Annotated in this window: 16 protein-coding genes and 3 tRNA genes; 12 read left to right on the plus strand and 7 right to left on the minus strand. The window is 72.6% G+C overall.

What is annotated here, in order from left to right:
- Positions 1 to 208: 208 nt before the first annotated feature.
- From AOM06_RS07380 to pgm, 4 genes are all read right to left on the minus strand, one after another.
- The gene (locus AOM06_RS07380) at positions 209 to 1,489 is read right to left on the minus strand and encodes an MFS transporter (protein WP_062304111.1); all 1,281 of its coding nucleotides are present in this window, start codon (positions 1,487 to 1,489) and stop codon (positions 209 to 211) included.
- Positions 1,490 to 1,525: 36 nt separating this feature from the next.
- Complete coding sequence (locus AOM06_RS07385; protein ID WP_062304112.1) at positions 1,526 to 2,434, minus strand: LppM family (lipo)protein; 909 nt, start codon at positions 2,432 to 2,434, stop codon at positions 1,526 to 1,528.
- On the minus strand, positions 2,431 to 3,297 hold the full coding sequence (locus AOM06_RS07390) for an LppM family (lipo)protein (RefSeq protein WP_156163617.1): 867 nt from the start codon (positions 3,295 to 3,297) through the stop codon (positions 2,431 to 2,433). The genes AOM06_RS07385 and AOM06_RS07390 overlap by 4 nt, the downstream gene beginning before the upstream one ends.
- Before the next feature lie 102 nt (positions 3,298 to 3,399).
- Positions 3,400 to 5,076, minus strand: coding sequence for a phosphoglucomutase (alpha-D-glucose-1,6-bisphosphate-dependent) (gene pgm / locus AOM06_RS07395; RefSeq protein WP_062304114.1), 1,677 nt, complete (start codon positions 5,074 to 5,076; stop codon positions 3,400 to 3,402).
- Positions 5,077 to 5,199: 123 nt separating this feature from the next.
- Between pgm and AOM06_RS07400 the strand changes: the two genes are divergently transcribed.
- Positions 5,200 to 6,096: a glycosyltransferase family 2 protein gene (locus tag AOM06_RS07400; RefSeq protein WP_228372886.1), complete on the plus strand. Its 897-nt coding sequence runs from the start codon at positions 5,200 to 5,202 to the stop codon at positions 6,094 to 6,096.
- The gene (pheA, locus tag AOM06_RS07405) at positions 6,093 to 7,028 is read left to right on the plus strand and encodes a prephenate dehydratase (protein ID WP_062304115.1); all 936 of its coding nucleotides are present in this window, start codon (positions 6,093 to 6,095) and stop codon (positions 7,026 to 7,028) included. Before AOM06_RS07400 ends, pheA begins: the two co-directional genes overlap by 4 nt.
- A 40-nt stretch (positions 7,029 to 7,068) precedes the next feature.
- Here pheA and AOM06_RS07410 read toward each other — a convergent pair whose 3' ends face one another.
- A complete protein-coding gene (locus tag AOM06_RS07410; protein ID WP_062304116.1) occupies positions 7,069 to 8,274 on the minus strand; it encodes a diacylglycerol/lipid kinase family protein in 1,206 nt (401 codons plus the stop codon).
- 38 nt (positions 8,275 to 8,312) lie between these two features.
- Here AOM06_RS07410 and serS point away from each other — a divergent pair, with 38 nt between their 5' ends.
- Both serS and AOM06_RS07420 read left to right on the plus strand, forming a co-directional pair.
- Entirely contained in the window at positions 8,313 to 9,584 is a 1,272-nt protein-coding gene (gene serS, locus AOM06_RS07415) for a serine--tRNA ligase (protein ID WP_062304117.1), read from the plus strand.
- A 68-nt stretch (positions 9,585 to 9,652) separates the two neighbouring features.
- Positions 9,653 to 10,504, plus strand: coding sequence for an HAD family hydrolase (locus AOM06_RS07420; protein ID WP_228372887.1), 852 nt, complete (start codon positions 9,653 to 9,655; stop codon positions 10,502 to 10,504).
- A 10-nt stretch (positions 10,505 to 10,514) separates the two neighbouring features.
- Here the strand turns inward: AOM06_RS07420 and AOM06_RS07425 are convergent, their stop codons facing one another.
- A complete protein-coding gene (locus AOM06_RS07425) occupies positions 10,515 to 11,534 on the minus strand; it encodes an NAD(P)H-quinone oxidoreductase (RefSeq protein ID WP_369401402.1) in 1,020 nt (339 codons plus the stop codon).
- A gap of 119 nt (positions 11,535 to 11,653) precedes the next feature.
- On the opposite strand from AOM06_RS07425, the gene AOM06_RS07430 reads away from it, so the two are divergent.
- The 7 genes from AOM06_RS07430 to AOM06_RS07460 all read left to right on the plus strand — a co-directional run bounded on the left by AOM06_RS07430 (position 11,654) and on the right by AOM06_RS07460 (position 18,646).
- Entirely contained in the window at positions 11,654 to 16,366 is a 4,713-nt protein-coding gene (locus AOM06_RS07430; protein WP_082105393.1) for a nitrate- and nitrite sensing domain-containing protein, read from the plus strand.
- Positions 16,367 to 16,429: 63 nt separating this feature from the next.
- Positions 16,430 to 16,870, plus strand: coding sequence for a roadblock/LC7 domain-containing protein (locus tag AOM06_RS07435; RefSeq protein ID WP_062304121.1), 441 nt, complete (start codon positions 16,430 to 16,432; stop codon positions 16,868 to 16,870).
- Between the two features lies 1 nt (position 16,871).
- Positions 16,872 to 17,270 carry a DUF742 domain-containing protein gene (locus AOM06_RS07440; RefSeq protein ID WP_062304122.1) on the plus strand — a complete coding sequence of 133 codons (399 nt, stop codon included), beginning with the start codon at positions 16,872 to 16,874 and terminating at the stop codon, positions 17,268 to 17,270.
- Positions 17,251 to 17,853, plus strand: a complete 603-nt coding sequence (locus AOM06_RS07445; protein WP_062304123.1) for a GTP-binding protein — start codon at positions 17,251 to 17,253, stop codon at positions 17,851 to 17,853. Before AOM06_RS07440 ends, AOM06_RS07445 begins: the two co-directional genes overlap by 20 nt.
- 79 nt (positions 17,854 to 17,932) lie before the next feature.
- Positions 17,933 to 18,361, plus strand: a complete 429-nt coding sequence (locus AOM06_RS07450; protein WP_062304124.1) for a hypothetical protein — start codon at positions 17,933 to 17,935, stop codon at positions 18,359 to 18,361.
- A gap of 27 nt (positions 18,362 to 18,388) precedes the next feature.
- Positions 18,389 to 18,479, plus strand: a tRNA-Ser gene (locus AOM06_RS07455).
- Positions 18,480 to 18,554: 75 nt separating this feature from the next.
- Positions 18,555 to 18,646: transfer RNA gene (locus AOM06_RS07460), tRNA-Ser, on the plus strand.
- Positions 18,647 to 18,895: 249 nt separating this feature from the next.
- Here AOM06_RS07460 and AOM06_RS07465 read toward each other — a convergent pair.
- Positions 18,896 to 19,882, minus strand: a complete 987-nt coding sequence (locus AOM06_RS07465; protein WP_062304125.1) for an NAD-dependent epimerase/dehydratase family protein — start codon at positions 19,880 to 19,882, stop codon at positions 18,896 to 18,898.
- A 249-nt stretch (positions 19,883 to 20,131) separates the two neighbouring features.
- On the opposite strand from AOM06_RS07465, the gene AOM06_RS07470 reads away from it, so the two are divergent.
- A tRNA-Arg gene (locus AOM06_RS07470) sits at positions 20,132 to 20,207 on the plus strand.
- The last annotated feature ends 65 nt before the right edge of the window (positions 20,208 to 20,272 follow it).

A 20,272-nucleotide genomic window follows, 5' to 3' on the forward strand; every position in this document is an offset into this window, starting at 1 on the left:
GTGCCCGGACGCGATCCGGCGCCGGCGCCCCAGGGGGAGGGAGCGGGGCACCGGCGCACGGAATGGGGTGCGGCTCGGGCGACCAAGTCCCCGGATGATCGCCCGAGCCACGGGTGTTCGGGCGGCTTCGCTGCCGCCCACGTTCTTGTGTCTACGACGGTAGTGTCCGCCCAGGGAGGTCGGCGGGGACCTTGGTCCCCTCTTTCGGTCACACGTGCGGCGGGGTCGAGGGCTGCTCGATCGCGACCTCGCGCTCCGAGGGGGGCAGCGCATCGTGCTCGCCGGCGGCGTCCCCGCGCTCGGTGTCGCGACGCAGGATGCCGGCGCTCGCGAGCACGAGCACGAGCGCGAGGCCCGCGCCCGCGGCGGACACGCCCAGCCCCGCGCGCGCGCCGGACTCCTCCACCAGGCCGCCCGCGAACCACGCGCCGAAGGCCACGCCGACGCCCATGCCGATGCGCAGCCACGCCATGCCCTCGGTGATCTGGTGGCGCTTCACCACGCGCTGCACCACGGTGTCGGCGTTGGTCATCGTCGGGGCGATGGTGAGGCCCGCCACGAAGCCCAGCGCGGCGAGGACCACGACGTTCGGCGACAGCGCGAGCAGCCCGAAGCCGACCGTCATGGCAAGCGCGCCGAGCACGGTCCGCTTCCACAGCGGCGTGCTCCAGTGGCGTGCGCCGTAGAGGAGCCCGCCCAGGAGCGAGCCGCCGGAGACGATCGCGAGGATGATCCCCGACCACGTCTGGTGCCCGGCCTCGTCGGCGAACGCGACCACGGAGATGTCGAAGGCGCCGAACATCGCGCCGATGCCCACGGTGACGAGCGAGACCGCGATCACGGCGAGCGGGAGCCGGAGGCCCAGGGGGTCGGTGTCGGTGCCCGAGTGCGGCGCGGGCTCGGTGCCGGTCTGGGCGAGCAGGATGGACATGCCGATCACGAGGGCCACCAGGCACACCACCACGCCCAGCGGCGGCCACACGAGCGTCGCGAGGATGGTCGCGAGCGCGGGGCCGGTGACGAACAGCACCTCGTCGAGCGCACCCTCGAGGGCGAAGGCGGTGTGGATGTCGCGGTCGGAGTCGAGCAGGTGCGACCAGCGGGCGCGTGTGAGCGAGCCGAGCGGCCCCTGGATCGACGCGATCGCGACCGTCAGCCAGAGCAGCCACTCGGGGCCGTGGTTCATCGCGGTGACGACCGCGCCGACCGCGCCGAGCACGAACACCCCGGTGAGGGGGATCATCGCGGCGCGCTGGCCGATGCGGTCGACCAGCCGTGCGGTGGGGACGGTCTGCGCGGCCCACACGAGCGTCCCGATCGCCGCGACGCGGCCCGCCATCGCGTAGCTGTCGTACTGCAGCTGGACCATGAGGATGATCGAGATGTTGAACATCGAGATCGGCAGGCGCGCGAGCAGGCCCGCGGCCGCGAAGGCCTTCGCGCCGGGGTGGGACAGGATGCCGCGGTAGGTGTCGAGCACGTCCGCCATCGTCCCATCCGGGGACGGGGTGCGCCGACCGAGCGGTCACGCGGGCGGAGGGTCGTCCCGCCTGCTTGCCGGAGGCTCGACGGCCGCCGCCGCATCGTCCGCGGCGACGGTGCCCGGACCTCCCTCCGAGGCGCGCGGCGGCGGCAGGTGGGTCCGATGCCGGCGCCGGCGGTCCTGAAGCACCAGCAAGGTCGCGCCGCCCACGATGACGAGCGCGCCCAGCGCGACGAGCAGCCATCGGAGGGCCGGGCCCCAGTCGTGCTGGGGCGTCGCCCCGCCCACGATCCGGATGGTGTCCGCGCTGAGCAGGTCGGCGAGGTCGAGCGTGACGGTGTTGCCCACGATCGTCCCGGCGGTGGCCTCCTGGACCAGCCCGGGGAACGTGAACGAGGCCTCGATGTCGACGGCGCCGCCCAGCAGCGTGAGGTCGTCGGCGCTCGCCCCCGCCGCGGACAGGCTCGAGGCGGCGCCGGAGGACAGCTCCACCACGTACGTGTCGCCCTCGCGGGTGACGCCGCTCGCTCCCCCGACCGGCGCGACGCCGGCGGCGTCCTCGAGCGCCGCGAACGGGAGGTCGGCGAGGTCGATCTCGACGCCCTCGAGCCCGTCGTCGTCCGCGTAGGGCTCGACGGTGACGGAGCCCGGGTACTCGTCGGCGAGCGGGGCGAGGCCCTCGCGGACCGTGTCGGGGTCCAGAAGCGAGTCGAGGGCGCCGAGGACATCAAGGTCCTCGGCGCCCTCGGGCAGCTCCGCTCCGTCCGGCAGCGGGGTGTCGCCCAGCTGGCCGAGCTGCTCCCCCATCACCAGGCGGGCCTGGTCGGTCATCGCGATGACCGCGTGCTGGGAGAGGGTGTCGTCGTCAGAGAAGGTGGTGGCGGTGGTGACGCGCACGCAGCCCGTGAGGGCCGCTGTGGCGATCGCGAGAGCCGCCGCAAGCCTTCTCATCGACCATGGTCCTCCTCAGGATCCGTGCCCTCGACGGAGCCCAGCTCGATCGTATCCGGGGCGGCCGGGAGCTCGGTGGTTGGGGCGACCTCCTCCTCGGGCTTCACCTCGGCGTCGGCCGGAGCCTCCTCGGCCGGGGCCGGGGGTGCCGGCGGCGCGAAGCCCTCGGCGGCATCGTCCGCGGCCGGGGGCGCGAAGGACGCGGCCTCGGGGGCAGGCGGGGCCTCCACGACGCCCTCGACCGGGGCGCTGCCCACGGTCGCGGGGGCGTTGCGACGCGTCACGATGATGACGGCTCCGGCCACGGCGGCGAGCACCACGGCGCCCAGGACGCCCCAGATCCACACCGGGAGGCCCGAGCCGCCGGCGGTCGCGGAGCCGCGGGCCATGAGCTCGTCGGGCGCGTCGAGCAGGTCCCACGTCACGGTGTTGCCCTCGACGGTGCCGTTGGAGTCGGCGATCGCACCGGGGAAGGTGACGGCGAGCGTCATGGTGGCTCCGGTGAGCATGCTCATGTCCTCCTCACCGGTGTCGAAGGTGCCGCCGACCACGTACTCGTCGCCGTCGCGGACGATGGTGATGCCGGCGTCCTGCTCCTCGAGGCTCGCGAGGGGCTCGCCCTCGAACGTCACCTTGGTGCCGACGTAGTCGCCGTCGTCGTAGGCCTCGACGGTGCCGCCCTCGATGTCGTCGAACGACTCCTCGGTGCCCATCTCCGCGAGCAGGTCCTCGTCGGACATGCCCATGGACTCGCCGACGCCCTTCTCGATCGCCATGACGATCGAGCCGTCGACCGTGTCGTCCTCGTTGAGCGTGTAGTTCATCTCCATCTTGAGGCAGCCCGAGAGGGCGAGTGCGGTCACGATGGCCAGTGATGCGGTGCGCAAGGCTTTAGACATGGCGCACACCCTGCCAGAGCAGGCGCGACGGCGCCAGCCCCCTTTCTGGGGTGCGGGGGCCGCCCGTCAGCCCTCGAGAGCCTCCGACACGACCTCGCGCGCCGCGGCCTGGACCTCTCCCAGGTGCGACTCCGAGACGAACGACTCGGCGTAGATCTTGTAGACGTCCTCGGTGCCGGACGGCCGCGCGGCGAACCACGCCTCGTCCGTGGTGACCTTGAGGCCGCCGATCTTGGCGCCGTTGCCCGGCGCCGTCGTGAGCTTCGCCGTGATGGTGCCGCCCGCGAGCGTCGTCGCGGGGACCTTCTCGGGGGACAGCGCGCCCAGCTTCGCCTTCTCCTCCTTGGTCGCGGCGGCGTCGACGCGGGCGTACCAGGACTCGCCCAGGCGGTCGACCAGGCCCGCGTGGAGCGCGGAGGGCGAGGCTCCGGTGGTCGCGATGATCTCGGACGCGAGCAGCGACAGGATGATCCCGTCCTTGTCGGTGGACCACACGCGGCCGTCGCGGCGCAGGAACGACGCCCCGGCGGACTCCTCGCCGCCGAACGCGATGTCGCCGCTGAGCAGCCCCGGCACGAACCACTTGAAGCCCACCGGCACCTCGACCACCTGGCGGCCGATGTCGCGGCCCACGCGGTCGATGAGGCTCGAGGACACGAGCGTCTTGCCGATGCGGGCGTTCGCCGGCCACTGCGGGCGCGCGCCGCCGTAGAGGTACGCGATCGCGGCGGCGAGGTAGTGGTTGGGGTTCATGAGGCCGCCGTCGCGGGTGACGATGCCGTGGCGGTCCGAGTCCGCGTCGTTGCCGGTGGCGACGTCGTAGGGGCTGTCGGTGCCCGCCATGAGCGTGCGCAGGCTCGCCATCGCGTACGGCGACGAGCAGTCCATGCGGATCTTGCCGTCCCAGTCGAGCGTCATGAAGGACCACGCCGGGTCGACCTTGGGGTTGACCACCGTGAGGTCGAGCTTGAACTCCTCGCCGATCGCGCCCCAGTAGTCGACGGCGGCGCCGCCCAGCGGGTCCGCGCCGATGCGCACGCCCGCCTTCGCGATCGCGTCGAGGTCGATCACCGAGGGCAGGTGGTCCAGGTAGAGGTCGAGGAAGTCGAAGCCCTGCGTCGTGTCGGCCGCGAGCGCCTTCTTCAGCTGGAAGCGCGGCACCTGGCGCCAGCCTCCCGCGAGCAGCTCGTTGGCGCGGTTCGCGATCCAGCCCGTCGCGTCGGTGTCCGCGGGGCCGCCGTGCGGCGGGTTGTACTTGAAGCCGCCGTCGCGGGGCGGGTTGTGCGACGGGGTGATGACGATGCCGTCGGCGAGGCCCTTGCCCGTGGTGCGCAGGCCGGTCTCCGACACCGCGCCGTTCGCGACCAGGATCGCGAGGGACACCGCGGGGGTGGGCGTGTAGCCGTCGCGCGCGTCGACACGGACGTCCACGCCCGCCGCGGCGAGGACCTCGACCGCGGTCTCCTGCGCGGGGCCGGACAGCGCGTGCGTGTCCTTGCCGATGAAGAGCGGGCCGTCGATGCCCTGGTCGCGGCGGTACTCGACGATCGCGGCGGTGATGGCGACGATGTGCGCCTCGTTGAACGCGGTGTCGAACGCCGAGCCGCGGTGGCCCGACGTGCCGAACGCGACCCGCTGCGCCGCGACCGTGGGGTCGGGCACCAGGTCGTAGTACGCGCCCAGCAGGGCGTCGACGTCGATGAGGTCCTCGGGAAGGGCGATGGTGCCGGCGCGCTCATGCATGGGGCCTACTCTTCCACGGCCCTCACATGGCTGCCAGGGACCCCTGTCGATTGCCTCACATCCGGGTAAGGCTTTGGCAAAGAGTGCTACCTGGGCGGGTCACGTGCAACTAGGCTGGGCGTCGTGTCAACAGCCGAGGGATCGGAGCGGAGGACGGCCTCCACGGAAGCGCTCGCACGCGCTCGCCTGCGCCGTGCCCGCGGACGCATGGCGGTCCCCGCCGCGGCCCCCGGCCCGTCCGTGGCGGCGCTCATCGTCGCCCACAACCAGGCTCGGCGCATCGCGGCAACGGTGAGGGCCGCGCTCGCGATCCCCGGGGTGGACCTGGTGCTCGTCGTGGACGATGCGTCGACCGACAACACGCAGGAGCTCGCGCGGCGCGCGGGAGCGGTCGTCGTGCGCCACTCCCACATCCGCGGGCGGTCGGCGGCCGTCGAGACGGGCGCCTCGGTCATCGCGATGCGCGACGAGCCGGAGGGGACGCCGCGCGCGATCCTCATCCTCGATCCCAACCTCGGCCACTACGCGATCGGCGCCGCGCCTCTGGTGCCCGCCGTGCTCGAGGGCGTGTGCGACCTCGCGGTCGCGCTCACGGACACCCAGGCGGTCGCGCCCGGCGTCCCGTCCAAGATCGCGCGCACCGCGGTGGAGAAGGCCACCGGCTGGTCCCCGCGTCAGCCGCTCGGACGCATCCGCTGCCTCACCCGGGAGGCGCTCGAGGTCGCGATGCCGCTCGCGCGCGGCAACGGGCTCGAGGTCGCGATGACGCTCGACGTGCTCCATGCCGGGCTCGCGATCACCGAGGTGGAGTGCGACATCCGCCACAAGGGCCCGTCGATCGAGGACCGCACCCCCGTGGGACGCGCCAACCGCTACCGTGAGGTCCTGACGGTGGTGAGCGCGCGGCGCATCCGCGGCCGGATGCAGTCGACGCGGGCCTCCATGGGCCAGCGGCTCCGCCCGCATCCGGACGATGCGCCTCCCGCTCCCGAGACCACGGAGCCCGAGGAGGACTCGTGACGGACCTGCCCCGCTACGCGTACCTGGGCCCGTCGGGCACGTTCACGGAGGCGGCGCTCCTCGCGATGGTCGACGTCGGCGAGGTCGAGCCCGTCCCCATGATCGACGTCCCCGCCGCGCTCGCGGCGGTGCGCTCGGGCGACGTGGACCACGCGGTCGTCGCGATCGAGAACACGGTCGAGGGGGGCGTCACCGCCACGCTCGACACGCTCGCGCAGGGGGATCCGCTCGTCATCCTCGGCGAGGTGGTGCTTCCGGTGTCCTTCGAGCTCGTGGTGCGTCGCGGCACCGTGATCGAGGACATCACCGCCGTCTCCGCGCACTCCCACGGCCTCAACCAGTGCCGGCGCTGGCTCGCGGCCACGCTGCCCGGCGCCGTGCAGATCGCCGCATCGTCCAACGCCGCCGCGGCGCAGGAGCTCGCCGCCGGGGTCGGTGGCTTCGAGGCGGCGCTCGCGCCTCCGGGCCTGGGCGAGCGGCTGGGCCTCGAGGTGCTGACCGCGGGGGTCGCGGACAATCCTCACGCCGCGACCAGGTTCGTGAAGATCGGCCGTCCGAGCCAGGTGCCCGCCCCGACCGGGGCCGACAAGACGACGCTCGCGATCTGCCTCCCCGACGACCGCGCCGGTGCGCTGCTCGCGATGCTCGAGCAGTTCGCGGCGCGCGGCGTCAACCTCTCGCGCATCGAGAGCCGCCCGCGCTCGGACCGTCCCGGCGAGTACTCGTTCTCGGTCGACGCGCTCGCCCACATCGACGAGCCCCGCATGGCGGAGGCTCTGGTGGGCCTCAAGCGCACCAACCCGGTGGTCGTGTTCCTCGGGTCCTACCCGGCGGCCTCGGGCTATCCGACGCCGGTCGCGTCGGGCACCTCGGCGGAGGACTTCGCGGAGGCACGGGCGTGGGTCCAGGGCCTGCGCTCCGGACGGCACTAGTCGCGACGGGGACCGTGTCCGCGGGGCGCAGGGCGGCGGGTCAGCCGGCCTCGGACGATCCGGGCAGCGCCTCCGCATCGTGCGTCGCCTCGCCGCCCGGCACGCTGGTCGCCGGCACGCGCAGCCTGAGCGCGCCCGCGTCCACCTCGCCCAGCACGCGCGTCGCGCGTCCCAGCGACTCGCCGTCGACCTGGACCTTCTGCGGCTCGTCGAAGCGGATGTCGACGGTGCGCCCGCGCACGTGGTCGATGCGCGACGTGCGCCACACGCGCGTGTGCCACGGCTCGCGGATGCCCGCGCCCTGCGCGACCACGGTGCCGAACAGCTCGGTCCACCCGACGATCCCGCCGCGCGCGTCGAGCGTCGCGACGTCGATCATGCCGTCGTCGAAGCTGGCATCCGGCACCAGCTGGATCCCGGCCGGGAGCCGGCCGACGTTCGCGAGGAGCACCGTGCGCATGTGGCTGTCCACGGGCTCGCCGTCGTCGACCGTGATGCGGGCCATCATGCGCTTGCCCAGATGCTGCACCGCGGCGAAGAAGTAGGCGACCCACCCGAACTGCTTCTTGAGCCTGTCGTCCGCGCCCGCGACCATCTCCGCGTCGAGTCCCGCGCCCGCGATCACCAGGAAGATGTGGCGCTCGCCCTCCTCCTCGCCCTCGGGCGTCCTCACGAGCGTGAGCCAGCCCACGTCGGAGCTCCGCTCGGCGCCCTCGAGCGCGGTGCGCAGCAGCGCGGGCACATCGCCCAGCGGGAGGTCGAGGTTGCGCGCGAACAGGTTGCCGGTACCCATCGGCATGATGGCCATGGGCACGCCCGAGCCCGCGAGCCCCTCCGCCACGGCACGGACCGTGCCGTCGCCGCCGACGGCGACCACCACATCGGCCCCCGCCGCGAGCGCCTCGCGCGCCTGGCCCGTGCCAGGGTCCTCGGCGGTCGTGTAGTACCACATCGGCTCGGGCAGGTAGCGGATCGCGCACGCGCGCAACGCCTGCTCGCGCAGCTCGGCGATGCCGCCCTTGGTGGGGTTCATGATGAAGGCCACGCGCTCGCGCGCGTCCGAGCGTCCGGCCGCCGCCGCGAGGTCGAGCGCCGGGAGCGGCCTGATGCGCAGCATGCGCCGCCACATGGGCGGTACCGCGACGGGGTCGCGCACGCCGATGCGACGCGTGGTCGAGATCGCGAGCGACAGCGCCACGAGCGCCACCACCAGCGATATCAGCGCGATCACGGTCCCGGCGGTCATGAGGAGAGCGTACGTCTCCCGTCGATAGACTTGCGGGCATGATCGACCTCAAGCTCCTGCGTGCCACCCCCGACCTCGTGAGGGAGAGCCAGCGCTCACGCGGGGACGACCCCGCCGTGGTCGACGAGGTCCTGGCGGCCGATGCGGCCAACCGCGCCGCGCTCCAGGAGTTCGAGACCGCACGCGCCGAGCAGAAGCTCCTGGGCAAGGACGTCGCCCGCGCGCAGGGCGAGGAGAAGCAGGCGCTGCTCGCGCGCACCAAGGAGCTCGCGGCGCGCGTGAAGGAGCTGCAGGCGACGGCCGATGCGGCGTCGGCCCGCGCGGTCGAGCTCGCGCGCTCGCTGGGCAACATCCCCGAGGCGGGCGTGCCGGCGGGCGGCGCGGACGACTTCGTGGTGCTGCGCCACGAAGGCGCCGTCCGCGACTTCGCCGCCGAGGGCGTCGCGGTGAAGGACCACCTCGAGCTGGGCGAGGGCCTCCAGGCGATCGACATGGAGCGCGGTGCGAAGGTCTCCGGCGCGCGCTTCTACTTCCTCACGGGCATCGGCGCGCGGCTCGAGCTCGCGGTCCTCAACGCCGCCATGCAGGTCGCGATCGACGCCGGGTTCTCGCCCATGATCACGCCGACGCTCGTGCGCCCCGAGGTCATGGCCGGCACGGGGTTCCTCGGCAAGCATGCGGACGAGATCTACCGCCTCGAGCGCGACGACCTCTACCTGGTGGGAACCTCGGAGGTCGCGCTCGCGGGCTACCACAGCGACGAGTTCGTCGACCTCTCCGCCGGCCCCCGCCGCTACGCGGGCTGGAGCGCGTGCTACCGCCGCGAGGCCGGCTCCGCCGGCCGCGACACGCGCGGCATCATCCGCGTCCACCAGTTCCACAAGGTCGAGATGTTCTCGTACTGCCGTCCGGAGGACGCCGCCGCGGAGCACGCGCGCTTCCTCGCGACCGAGGAGCGCATGCTGCAGGCCCTCGAGCTGCCGTACCGCGTGATCGACACCGCGGCCGGCGACCTCGGCTCGAGCGCTGCGCGCAAGTTCGACTGCGAGGCGTGGCTCCCGAGCCAGGAGCGGTGGATGGAGGTCACCTCGACCTCGAACTGCACCACCTATCAGGCCCGTCGCCTCGCGATCCGCGAGAAGCGGGAAGGCGGCTCGGAGCCCGTCGCGACCATCAACGGCACCATCGGCACGACCCGCTGGCTGGTCGCGCTGCTCGAGAACCACCAGCAGGCCGACGGCAGCGTCCACGTCCCCGAGGTGCTCCGTCCCTACCTCGGCGGTCTCGAGGTCCTCGAGCCGGTGCGCTGAGCCGGAGTTCACGTGACGGTCACCTCTCGCGCTCCCGCGGCGCGCGCGGCCCGTCGTAAGGTCGTGGCATGAATCCCCACGACATGCGCCCGCCGCTCGGACCCGACTCGTGGCGCCTCGTGGGCCTCGACATCGACGGCACGCTCATGCACTGGGGCGGCGAGATCTCCGACGCGGTCGCGGAGGCCGTCGAGCGTGCGCGCATGTGCCGCAACCACGTGATCCTCGCGACGGGGCGCAACATCATGGGGATGATGCCCGTCGCCGAGAGGCTCGGCATCCGCCGCGGCTGGGCGGTGTGCTCCAACGGCGCGGTCACGGTGCGCCTCAACCCGCGGGCGGCGGGCGGCTACGACATCGTCGAGAAGGTGACGTTCAACCCGCGCGCCGCGCTCGAGCTCATCCGCGACGAGATGCCCGACGCGTTCTTCGCGGTCGAGGACCTTGGCGTGGGCTTCCTGGTCAACCGCGAGTTCCCCGCGGGGGAGCTGGTGGGCCGTCAGCGCGTCGCGAGCTTCGACGAGCTGTGCCACGACGAGGCGACGCGCGTGGTCATCCGCGCGCCCGGCGTCGACGTCACGCATTTCGACGACCTGGTCCACCGCATCGGCCTCAACGACGTCACGTACGCCGTGGGCTACTCCGCGTGGCTCGACCTCACGCCTCCCGGGGTGACCAAGGCCTCCGCGCTCGAGACGCTGCGGCGGCAGCTGGGCGTCTACCCGGACCACACGGTCACGGTGGGCGACGGCAACAACGACATCTCGATGCTCGAGTGGGCGGGCCAGTCGGCCGCGATGGGCACGGCGCCCGCGCACGTGAAGGCCGTGGCGGACGAGGTGCTCGGCTCCGTCGAGGAGGACGGCATCCTCGCGGTGCTCGACCGGCTCATCGACCCGGACCGCCTCGCGGTGATGTGACGGGCCGCGCTCACGCGACCGTCAGCACGACCTTCCCGAAGACCTCGCCCGACTCGAGCAGCCGGTGCGCATCGCCTGCGCGCTCGAGGGGGAGCGTCGCATGGACGATGGGCCGGAGCCGGTCGGGCACGAGCGGCCAGACCTCCTCGCGGACCCGCGCGACGATCGCCGCGCGCTCGGCGAGCGGGCGGGCGCGCAGGGTGGTCCCGATGACGCGCGCCCGCTTGGCGAGCAGCGTCCCCAGGTCGAGCTCCCCGCGCGCGCCCTTCTGCATGCCGATGACCACGAGCCGGCCGCCGGTGCGCAGCGCCCGGAGGTTCGCCTCGAGGTAGGCGGCCCCGACCACGTCGAGGATCACGTCCGCGCCGCCCTCGTCGCGCACGGCCTGCGCCCAGTCGTCGGCGCGGTGGTCGAGCGCCACATCCGCGCCCAGCTCGGCGCATCGTGCCGTGCGCTCGGGTCCGCCCGCCGTGGTGATCACGCGCATGCCACGCGCCTTCGCGATCTGGATCGCCGCGGTGCCCACGCCGCCCGACCCGCCGTGCACCAGCAGCGTCTCCCCGGGGCGTGCGCCGGCCTCGTCGAGGTTGGACACGACGGTGCAGGCCGCCTCGACCAGCGACGCCGCCTCCACATCGGTCAGCCCGTCCGGCACGGGCAGCAGGAGCGAGGCGTCGACCGCCACGCGCTCCGCGTAGCCGCCGCCCGGCAGCAGGGCGCACACGCGGTCGCCCGGCGACCACGGGGACGATGCGGGGGCCGTGAGCAGCGTGCCAGCCGCCTCGAGCCCGGGCCACGCGGGAGCGCCCGGAGGGGCCGGATACCTGCCCTCGCGCTGCAGGATGTCCGCGCGATTCACCCCCGATGCTGTGATTCGCATCACAGCGTCATCCGGGCGTGTCGGGCTGAACGGCATATCTACCAGGGATAAGGACTCCGGGCCCCCGGGGGTGGTGATGACGCATGCCTTCATCGAAATACTCCCGTTACCTGCGTCATAGTGGGGGCCGCCTATCCTCTCATCAAACATCGCACGTGGATGAAGGCTTATGTTCCCGGCGGCTCCGGCCGATAGGGCAAGGGAGCAGTCGTCCGATTCCATGCACGGAGCGCCCTGATCCGTGCGGCGGCTTGTGAGGGGAAGGTTTCATGCTCCAGAGGCTCGGTATTCGAGGAAAGCTCCTCGCCGTCGTCATGGTGCCCATTCTCGTCCTGCTGTCGGCGGTGTCGTACATCACGCTCTCCGCCGCCAGCGACTACCGCGAGAACTCCAACGCTGAGAAGCTCATCGACACGCTCAACGAGGCGCGCGAGACTGAGGCCCTGATCCAGGACGAGCGCACCGCTGCGCTGAACTTCGTCCACCTGATCCAGGACACCCAGGAGAAGCTCGCCGAGGCGCGCGCCGACGTGGAGTACCGCTACGGCACGCTCGCGGAGCGCCTCCGGTCGCTCGACGGCGCGCAGGCCAAGACGCTCTTCACGTTCACCCAGCAGCGCCTGGGCGTCACCGACGACGGCATGCTGCCCGAGGCGCGCGCCTACACCATCGGATCCCCCGAGACCGAGGGCGGCTGGCTGGTCCTGCCGACGGCCGACGAGATCGAGCAGATGGACGCCGCGTACCGCGAGGCCGTCCGTCAGCTCGACACGCTCGCGAGCTCGAGCCCCGAGGAGTTCGACCTCCAGATCCCGTTCGCCGCTCTGTCGTACGCCGTCGAGCAGGAGGCGTCCTACGCCCACCGCCTGCTCGCCGAGACTGCCGAGTACCGCGACCAGCTCGACGAGATCTTCCCCGCGGTCGACGCGGGCCTGGACCACATCGCCGTCTCCGCCGCCGAGGTGGAGCTCACGGACGACAACGCGGCCGCGCTGGCGGCGGTGAGCGCGGGCCACGAGCTGCGCGACTCGCTCCCGCAGATCCGCGCCGGTGTGCGCACCGCGAGCATCTCGCCCGCCACCGTCGTCGTGTACTACACGCAGGTCATCGAGCAGTTCGTCGGCTCCTCGGACGCGATCGCGCTCGCCATCCCCGACCGCGACATCGTCGGCACGATCCAGGCCTACGGCGCCCTCGACCACCTGATCGAGAGCATCCGCTACGAGGGCGACGTGTTCGGCCGCCTCATCCGCGAGGGTGAGTTCACCGCATCGGAGATCGCCGAGACCCGCTCGATCGTGGAGCGCACGAGCCTCCGCCTCGAGACCGCGCAGTCGCGCGGCGCCGGCCTTCAGCCGGCGATCGAGGTGCCCGCGCTGGGTGCGTCGGCCGGCTCGGACACCTCGTTCGTCACCATCCAGAACACCGTGCTCAACGGTCTCGACTCGTCGCTCGTCGCGGCGCAGTCCGAGGACTGGGCCGGCAAGGTGCAGGCCGAGCTCGACCAGTACGAGCCGCTGCGCGAGCAGGTCTGGGACCGCACCACGAGCGCGATCTCCCAGAACACCATCAACGCGGCCTCCGCCACGTGGTTGACCCTGGCCGTCGCGGTCGGCGCCGTCGTCGGCTCGCTGCTGATCGCGTTCGCGATCTCCCGCCGCATCGTCGTCCCGCTCCGCCGCCTCACCACGACGGCGACCGCGGTCCGTGAGGAGCTCCCCCGCCTGGTGGAGCGAGTCGCGATGCCGGGTGAGGACGTCGACGTCTCCGAGGTCCAGATCCGCGTCGAGTCGCAGGACGAGGTCGGCCGCCTCGCCGAGGCGTTCAACGGCGTCAACGCGGCCACCATCGAGATCGCGCGTGAGCAGGCCGCCCTGCGTTCGTCCATCTCGGAGATGTTCGTCAACGTCGCGCGCCGCGACCAGCTGCTCCTCAACCGCCAGCTGTCCAGCATCGACGAGATGGAGCGCAGCGAGGACGACCCGGACCGCCTCACCAGGCTGTTCGCGCTCGACCACCTGGCGACCCGGATGCGACGCAACTCGGAGTCCCTCCTCGTCCTCGCAGGCATCGACACCGGTCGCCGCATCCGCCGCGCCATGCCGATGTCCGACGTGATCCGTACCGCGTCCTCCGAGATCGAGCTGTACGAGCGCGTCGACCTCGAGCTCATCGTCGACCCGGCGATGCTCGGCCACCAGGCGCTCACCGCCGCCCACCTCTTCGCGGAGCTGCTCGAGAACGCGACCGTGTTCTCGGACCCGGGCTCCCGCGTGGTGGTCCGCACCGGCCGCACGGTCGACGGCTTCACGGTCGAGGTGGTCGACACCGGCATCGGCATGACCGAGGACGAGCTCGCCGAGGCGAACTCCCGCGTCCAGTCCTCGGCCGCGTCCGAGATCCTCGGTGCGCAGCGCCTCGGCCTCTTCGTGGTCGGTCGAATCGCCCGCCGCCTGGGCGCGCAGGTCGCGCTCTCCTCCGTCGAGGGCAGCGGAACCGTCGCGACCGTGCTCCTGCCCTCGTCGCTGTTCCAGTCGATCGACGAGGCGCCCGCGGCCGCGGCCCCGGTGGAGGCCCCCGCCCCCGCCGCTCCGGCCGCTCCCGCTCAGCCGATGCTTCCGGTGGCGCCCGCCGCCTCCGTCTCCGGCCTCCCGTCGCGATCCGCCGGGAACGCGCCTGAGGCCCCCGTCGCCCCGGCGACCCCTGCGTCCGCGCCGTATGCGCCGGCATCGATGGTCGCGGGCGCAAGCCTCGCGGGCCGGTCGGGCGAGCCGGAGTACGACGAGGACTCGATCCCGATGCCGTCGGGCATCGACGCCCTGATCGCCGCCGACGCCGCCGCCGCGCCGACCGCCGAGCCGGTCGATGGAGCGGAGCTCACGTCGGGCGTCTCGGAGGCAGGTCTGCCGACGCGCCGCCGCCGTGTCGAGGGCTCCGCCGCCGATGCGAACGAGGAGGCCGAGAAGGTCATCGGCCTGCCCGTCCGCGCGACCGCCGCCCAGCTGAGCGCGCTCGACGCGGAGACCGCGGCGTTCACGCCGACGGTGTCGCCCGCCGAGATCGACCCGCAGACCGCGGAGGAGCGTGCCTCGGTGTTCCGCGGCTTCCGCTCGCGCCGCGAGACCGCGAGGCCCGAGCCTCGCACCGAGCTCCCCGAGGCAGTCCCGCCGGTCATGGCCGATGCGCTCGGCGAGCCCACGGCGCCCGAGGCGCCCGCTCTGCCGACCCGCAGCGCCGGTGGCGCGTTCGCGGCATTCGACGCCATGCGCCGCGCCTCCGCCGCGGTCGAGCACGGCGAGACCGTCGAGCACGCGCCCGCCGCGGACGAGCCGGCAGCCGAGGCGCCGGCGTACGAGCCCGAGCCCGAGCCCGTCGTCGAGCCCGAGCCGGCCGCGCCGGCCCTGCCGACCTTCTCCGTGCCCAAGCTCGCGACAAGCGAGATCCCGCTGGTCTCGCGCCGCGAGCCGGTGCGCCAGGAGCCCGCGCAGCCGGAGCAGGCACCCGACTCGCCCTTCGCCCGCTCGCCGTACGGCGCGCCGTTCGCCGCCCCGGCCGCCCCGGTCGCGGGTCCCGCGCCGGTCGAGCCCGTGGCGCCGGTCGAGCCCGAGGTGTTCACGATCCCGAGCCTCGAGCCCGATGCGGACGAGCCCGTCGAGACCGCGCAGCCGGTCGCGGACGCGCAGCCGGTCGCGCTCGAGCCCGAGGTGGAGCCCGAGCCGGTGGCGCCCGCGACCCCGTGGTCCGCCGTCCTCGCTCCGGAGTCCCAGACGCCGAGCGCCCCGGAGCCCGCTCCGTGGCAGCCGACCTCGCCGTGGAACGCCGCTCAGCCCGCCGCCCCCGCGGCGGAGCCGGAGGCGCCCATCGCCGAGCCCGAGGCCCACGCCCCGGTGTCCGAGGCGCCGCAGCCCGCGGCGGACCCGGAGCCGTACACGCCTGCCGCGCCCTGGATGGACGGCGCCGCCTTCGCGGCGGCGGCCGCCGAGCGCGAGCTCCCCGTCGAGCAGGCCCCCGTGCCCGCGTCGCCGGTCCCGTCGCCTGGCGTGACCGAGGCGCTCCTCGAGGACCCGTACTCGTACGGCGGCACGCACGAGCCGAGCATGGACGACATCATCGCTCAGGCCTCGGGCGAGGAGGCCGGCCGTGCCGGGTTCTTCGGCCGCCTGTTCGGTCGTGGCGCCCGCGACGAGGACGCCGCGGCCCCCGCCGCATCGTCCCCGCAGCCGCGTGCCCCGTTCGCCCCGATCGACGGCACGGCTCCTGCCGAGCCGACCGGTGGATTCGAGCCTGCCGCGGAGCCCGCTCCGCAGCCGTGGGCGCCCGCGCCCGTGGCGGAGACCTGGCCGACCGCGCCGGTGCCCGTCGAGGAGGCCGCCCCGGCCGCCAACCCGTGGGCCGTCGCGGCCCCCGCCCCTGTGGAGGAGCCCGCCGCTCCGGCCGCCCCGGAGCCCGCCGCATCGTTCGCCCCCGAGCCTGAGGAGCGCGGGCACTACGCGTCCGAGCCCTTCTCCTCGTTCGCGCCCGAGGCGCCGGTGTTCGAGCCGCAGACCGGACCCGCGACGTTCTCGCCCGACGACCTCGCCCAGCCCAGCGGCTGGACGACGGCCGGCGCCTCGGCCCTGGCCGCGGCGACCGCCGAGGCGGGCGGCTACCAGCCCGTCCTCGACACCGAGCACTCGTCCGGCCGGGTCTTCTCGGACGACGATGCGGACATGACCCGGATGGCGTTCTCCGAGCTCAGCTCGCTGTCGGAGCTGCGCCCCAAGGTCGAGAAGACCAAGGCGGGTCTCCAGAAGCGTCGCGCTCCGGAGGCCGCTCCCGTCGAGGTCAAGCCGATCGCGGAGGAGGTCACGCTCGCGCACAAGGAGCGCGACGCCGATGCCGTCCGCAGCCGTTTCAGCAGCTTCTACTCTGGTACCCAGCGGGCCAGGACGGACGCCGCCGAGCTCGACCTGCGGTCCACGCCGCAGCCGGCGAACGAGTAGCCCGATGACCCACCACGACCACCCCGAGGCCACCCGGCCGCGCAGCACACACAAGGAGCACATGTGACCGCCCTCAGCAGCGAGGCCACCAATTTCGGGTGGCTTCTGGACAACTTCGTCGAGTCGGTGCCCGGCACGCGCCACACGCTTGTCGTGAGCGCCGACGGCCTCCTCATGGCGATGTCGAAGAACCTCGACCGCACCGAGGGCGACACGCTCGCCGCGATCGTGGCCGGCATGTCGAGCCTCACGCGCGGCGCCGCGCGTCAGCTCGCGGCCGGTGAGGTCCGCCAGTCGATCGTCGAGATGGACGAGCTGTTCCTGTTCCTCATGAGCGTCTCCAACGGCTCGGTGCTCGCCGTTGCCGCCGACTCGAGCTGCGACGTGGGCCTGGTGGGCTACGAGATGACGCTGCTGGTGTCGCGCTTCGAGAACGCGCTCACCCCGCAGCTCATCACCGAGATGCGCCAGAACCTCCCGACGAACGGGCAGACGAGGGCCTGACATGTCTGATGCCACCACGCCGTACGGCGACGAGGATGAGGCGTACACGGTCCGGCCGTACGCCGTCACCGGTGGACGTGTCAGCGCCGCGAGCAAGGACCTCCCCATGGAGGCCCTGGTCGAGGCGACCACCGACATCGACTCCCTCTCGGGCGTGACGCCCGAGAAGAAGAAGATCCTGCAGCTCGCTACAGGTCAGTACCAGTCCGTGGCTGAGCTCTCGGCTCACACCCGCCTTCCGCTGGGTGTGGTCCGGGTGCTCGTGACGGATCTAGCCGAAGTCAACTATCTGAAGATCCACGCAGGCGGCACGGCCGACGACGCGTCGACGCATGACGAGTCCGGTGCCCTGTCCCTCAGTCTCCTGGAGAGTGTCCTCGATGGCATCGCAGCCCTCTAACGCAGCAGTCGCAGGTGGGGCGGCGGTCGCCGCCCCCACCGTCGTCAAGATCGTCGTCGCGGGCGGCTTCGCCGTCGGCAAGACCACGTTCATCGGATCGATCTCCGACATCGACCCGCTCAACACCGAGGCCGCCATGACGGAGCACTCGGTGGGCGTCGACGATGCGGGTGGCGTCACCGACCGCAAGACCACCACCACCGTCGCCATGGACTTCGGCCGCATCGCGCTGCCGGGCTCGCTGTGGCTCTACCTGTTCGGCACCCCGGGCCAGGACCGCTTCCTCTTCATGTGGGACGACCTGGTGCGCGGCGCGATCGGCGCCGTGGTGCTGGTCGACACCGAGCGTCTCGACCAGTGCTTCCCGGCGGTCGACTACTTCGAGGGCCGGGGCATCCCGTTCGTCGTGTGCGTCAACTGCTTCGACGGCGTGGCCCGCCACACCCTCGAGGACGTGCGCGAGGCGCTCGGCATCTCCGAGGAGACCCCGATCATGTACACGGACGCCCGCGAGAAGGCGGCGACCAAGCAGGCGCTGATCTCCGTGGTCCAGCTCGCGATGCGTCGCATCCAGGACCGCTGAGCATCACGCAGGCGACAGCTGAGGCAGGGAGCGCCCCCGCGTTGCGGGGGCGCTCCCATGTCCGGGCTACCCTTCTACCGTGATCTACGTCGACGGCTCCGCGCTGTGCCGGTTCCTGCCGGGCGTGCGCTACTTCGACGAGTTCAACGACTTCGCGGTGCCGCGGATCCAGGAGCTCGCGACCACGCAGCTGGGGTTCACCGAGCTGCGTCAGGCGGCCGAGCTGTACCCCCGTGAGCAGAAGGCCAAGGCCTTCGACGTGGTCGAGATGGTGCGCGGCTCGATCCCGGTGATCCGCTTCTCGGAGCACAACGTCTCGGTGTCCACGCACGCCGTGGCGGTGCTGAAGCCGTTCGCGGCGCTGCACCTGGGCGCTGCGGTGGCGCACCCCGAGATCCACGCGATCCTCACCTACGACGCCGAGCTCGCGCGCGCGTCCTCGCTCTACGAGCTGCAGGTGCTGAGCCCGGGCCTCGCTCCGGGCTGGCACAATGTCACCGGCGCGTGAGCGCCTGCGGCGTCCCGCGGACGCCGAGGAGAGTTGACCGAGCGGCCGAAGGTGACGGTCTTGAAAACCGTTGAGGCGTAACCCGTCTCCGTGGGTTCGAATCCCACACTCTCCGCCAACCTGGCGGTGCGTCCGCGCCCCCTCGGGGGCGTTTTGCCGCATCGTGCGTGCGCCCGCTATCCTGGGCACCCTTGGAGACGTCGCATAGTCAGGTCTAGTGCGCGGTCCTGCTAAGACCGTGAGGGGCTTAAACCCCCTCCGTGGGTTCAAATCCCACCGTCTCCGCTCCTCGAGAAGGCCCCGCTCCGGCGGGGCCTTCTCGCGTTCCACGCCCGATCGCCGCGTCACACCGCCGCCCCCTCCGAAGTGGTAGGTGGTTGTCGGTTCGCGGAGATCCTCGCGTCGCAGTGGTACGCCAGTGTCGTCGCCCGATCGTGGGCGACCATGGTCTACCACTGCGGTGTCGGGATCTCGGGGAGCCGACCAAGGCCTACCACTTCCGGGAGGGCGCCGTGCCGGCGACGACGCGCGTGCTCAGAGCGCGGGCACGGCCTCGCGGTGCCACGCGGCGGTGGCGGCGAGCCCCTCGTCGAGGCTGGTGGTCGCGGTCCAGCCGAGCAGCGCCTCCGCCTTGGCCACGTCGAGGCGCTTCTGACGCACCGGTCCCGTGCGGACGCCGCGGAAGCGCGGCTCGCGGGCCCGGCCGTCGTAGGCGAGGCTCAGCCGCTCGGCCACGTCCATCACCGAGGTGAGCGTCCCGGTCCCGAAGTTGAACGCGATCTCGGAGCCGCCGGCCGCGAGATGCTCCGCGGCGCTCATGTACGCGCGCGCCATGTCGCCCACGTAGAGGAAGTCGAGGCGGGTGCTGCCGTCGTCGCGGTCGCCGAAGTCGTACTCGATCCCTCCGGCGAGCTGCGCGAGGGCGCGCGGCACCAGCCGTGACTCGTGCCGGTCGCCGGGACCGTAGGTGTTCATGAAGCGGCAAGCGGTGACCGGGATCCGGAACGCCTTGCCGTACCCCCGCACGATCATCTCCGCAGCGGCCTTCGACGGGCCGTACAGGTTCGCCGCCGGCCCCGGGTCCTGCGTCTCCGGGATGGGCTCGGGCGTGAAGTTGTCGCCGTAGTAGGCACCGCTCGACGCGAACACGAACAGCGGCGTCGCGTCGGCGAGCCGGCAGGCCTCCAGCAGGGTGGTGGTGCCCCGGACGTTCGAGTCCACCACGCCCTCGGGATCCCGCAGGCTGTTGGCCACGATCGGGTCGGCCGCCAGGTGGAGCACCACGTCGAACGTGGAGTCCGCGAACAGGCTCCGGACCAGGGGCCCGTCGCGGAGGTCGCCGTGCACGAAGGTGATCGCGTCCTCGACGCCCGTGTCCTCGAGCGGCTTGCCTGGGATCGCCTCGCGGTCGATCACCGTGACGCGCGCGCCCCGGTCCACCAGCTCGCGCACCAGGTGGCTGCCGCCGAACCCCGCGCCGCCCGTCACCAGACAGGTCCGTCCATGCCACATGTCGGTCATCTCAATCCCCCCTCGAGATCCCCCATCGACCGCGTCCCGCGTCCCGGGACCGCGCGTCGGCGGCGTGGGGACGAACCGGACATGTCGATCATGCCGCCCCGGATGCACGGATGTGAAGCCCTGCGCGCGAATTCGCCGGATCGGTGCGCCGGGGCGGTCCGCGTGCGTGAGCGGGGAGGGGCCCGGGCCGCCGTGTACTGAAGCACTCCCGAAACCCTGTATAGTTGTGTCTCGGCCCGCGAGGGCCACGCGCCCGTAGCTCAACGGATAGAGCATCTGACTACGGATCAGAAGGTTGGGGGTTCGAATCCCTCCGGGCGCGCCAAACGATCTAGGCCGTTCATCCTGTTACACACGGAGATGAGCGGCCTTTTCGCTTGCCCGCGTCGT

This window comes from Demequina subtropica (assembly GCF_000971235.1).
Lineage (GTDB): Bacteria > Actinomycetota > Actinomycetes > Actinomycetales > Demequinaceae > Demequina > Demequina subtropica.

Excerpts from the sequence above, each read along its gene's own strand:
- AOM06_RS07380 (WP_062304111.1), bottom strand. The coding sequence starts at position 1,489 with ATGGCGGACGTGCTCGACACCTACCGCGGCATCCTGTCCCACCCCGGC.
- AOM06_RS07385 (WP_062304112.1), bottom strand. The coding sequence starts at position 2,434 with ATGAGAAGGCTTGCGGCGGCTCTCGCGATCGCCACAGCGGCCCTCACG.
- pgm (WP_062304114.1), bottom strand. The coding sequence starts at position 5,076 with ATGCATGAGCGCGCCGGCACCATCGCCCTTCCCGAGGACCTCATCGAC.
- AOM06_RS07410 (WP_062304116.1), bottom strand. The coding sequence starts at position 8,274 with ATGACCGCCGGGACCGTGATCGCGCTGATATCGCTGGTGGTGGCGCTC.
- serS (WP_062304117.1), top strand. The coding sequence starts at position 8,313 with ATGATCGACCTCAAGCTCCTGCGTGCCACCCCCGACCTCGTGAGGGAG.
- AOM06_RS07420 (WP_228372887.1), top strand. The coding sequence starts at position 9,653 with ATGAATCCCCACGACATGCGCCCGCCGCTCGGACCCGACTCGTGGCGC.
- AOM06_RS07425 (WP_369401402.1), bottom strand. The coding sequence starts at position 11,534 with ATGTTTGATGAGAGGATAGGCGGCCCCCACTATGACGCAGGTAACGGG.
- AOM06_RS07430 (WP_082105393.1), top strand. The coding sequence starts at position 11,654 with ATGCTCCAGAGGCTCGGTATTCGAGGAAAGCTCCTCGCCGTCGTCATG.
- AOM06_RS07440 (WP_062304122.1), top strand. The coding sequence starts at position 16,872 with ATGTCTGATGCCACCACGCCGTACGGCGACGAGGATGAGGCGTACACG.
- AOM06_RS07445 (WP_062304123.1), top strand. The coding sequence starts at position 17,251 with ATGGCATCGCAGCCCTCTAACGCAGCAGTCGCAGGTGGGGCGGCGGTC.
- AOM06_RS07465 (WP_062304125.1), bottom strand. The coding sequence starts at position 19,882 with ATGACCGACATGTGGCATGGACGGACCTGTCTGGTGACGGGCGGCGCG.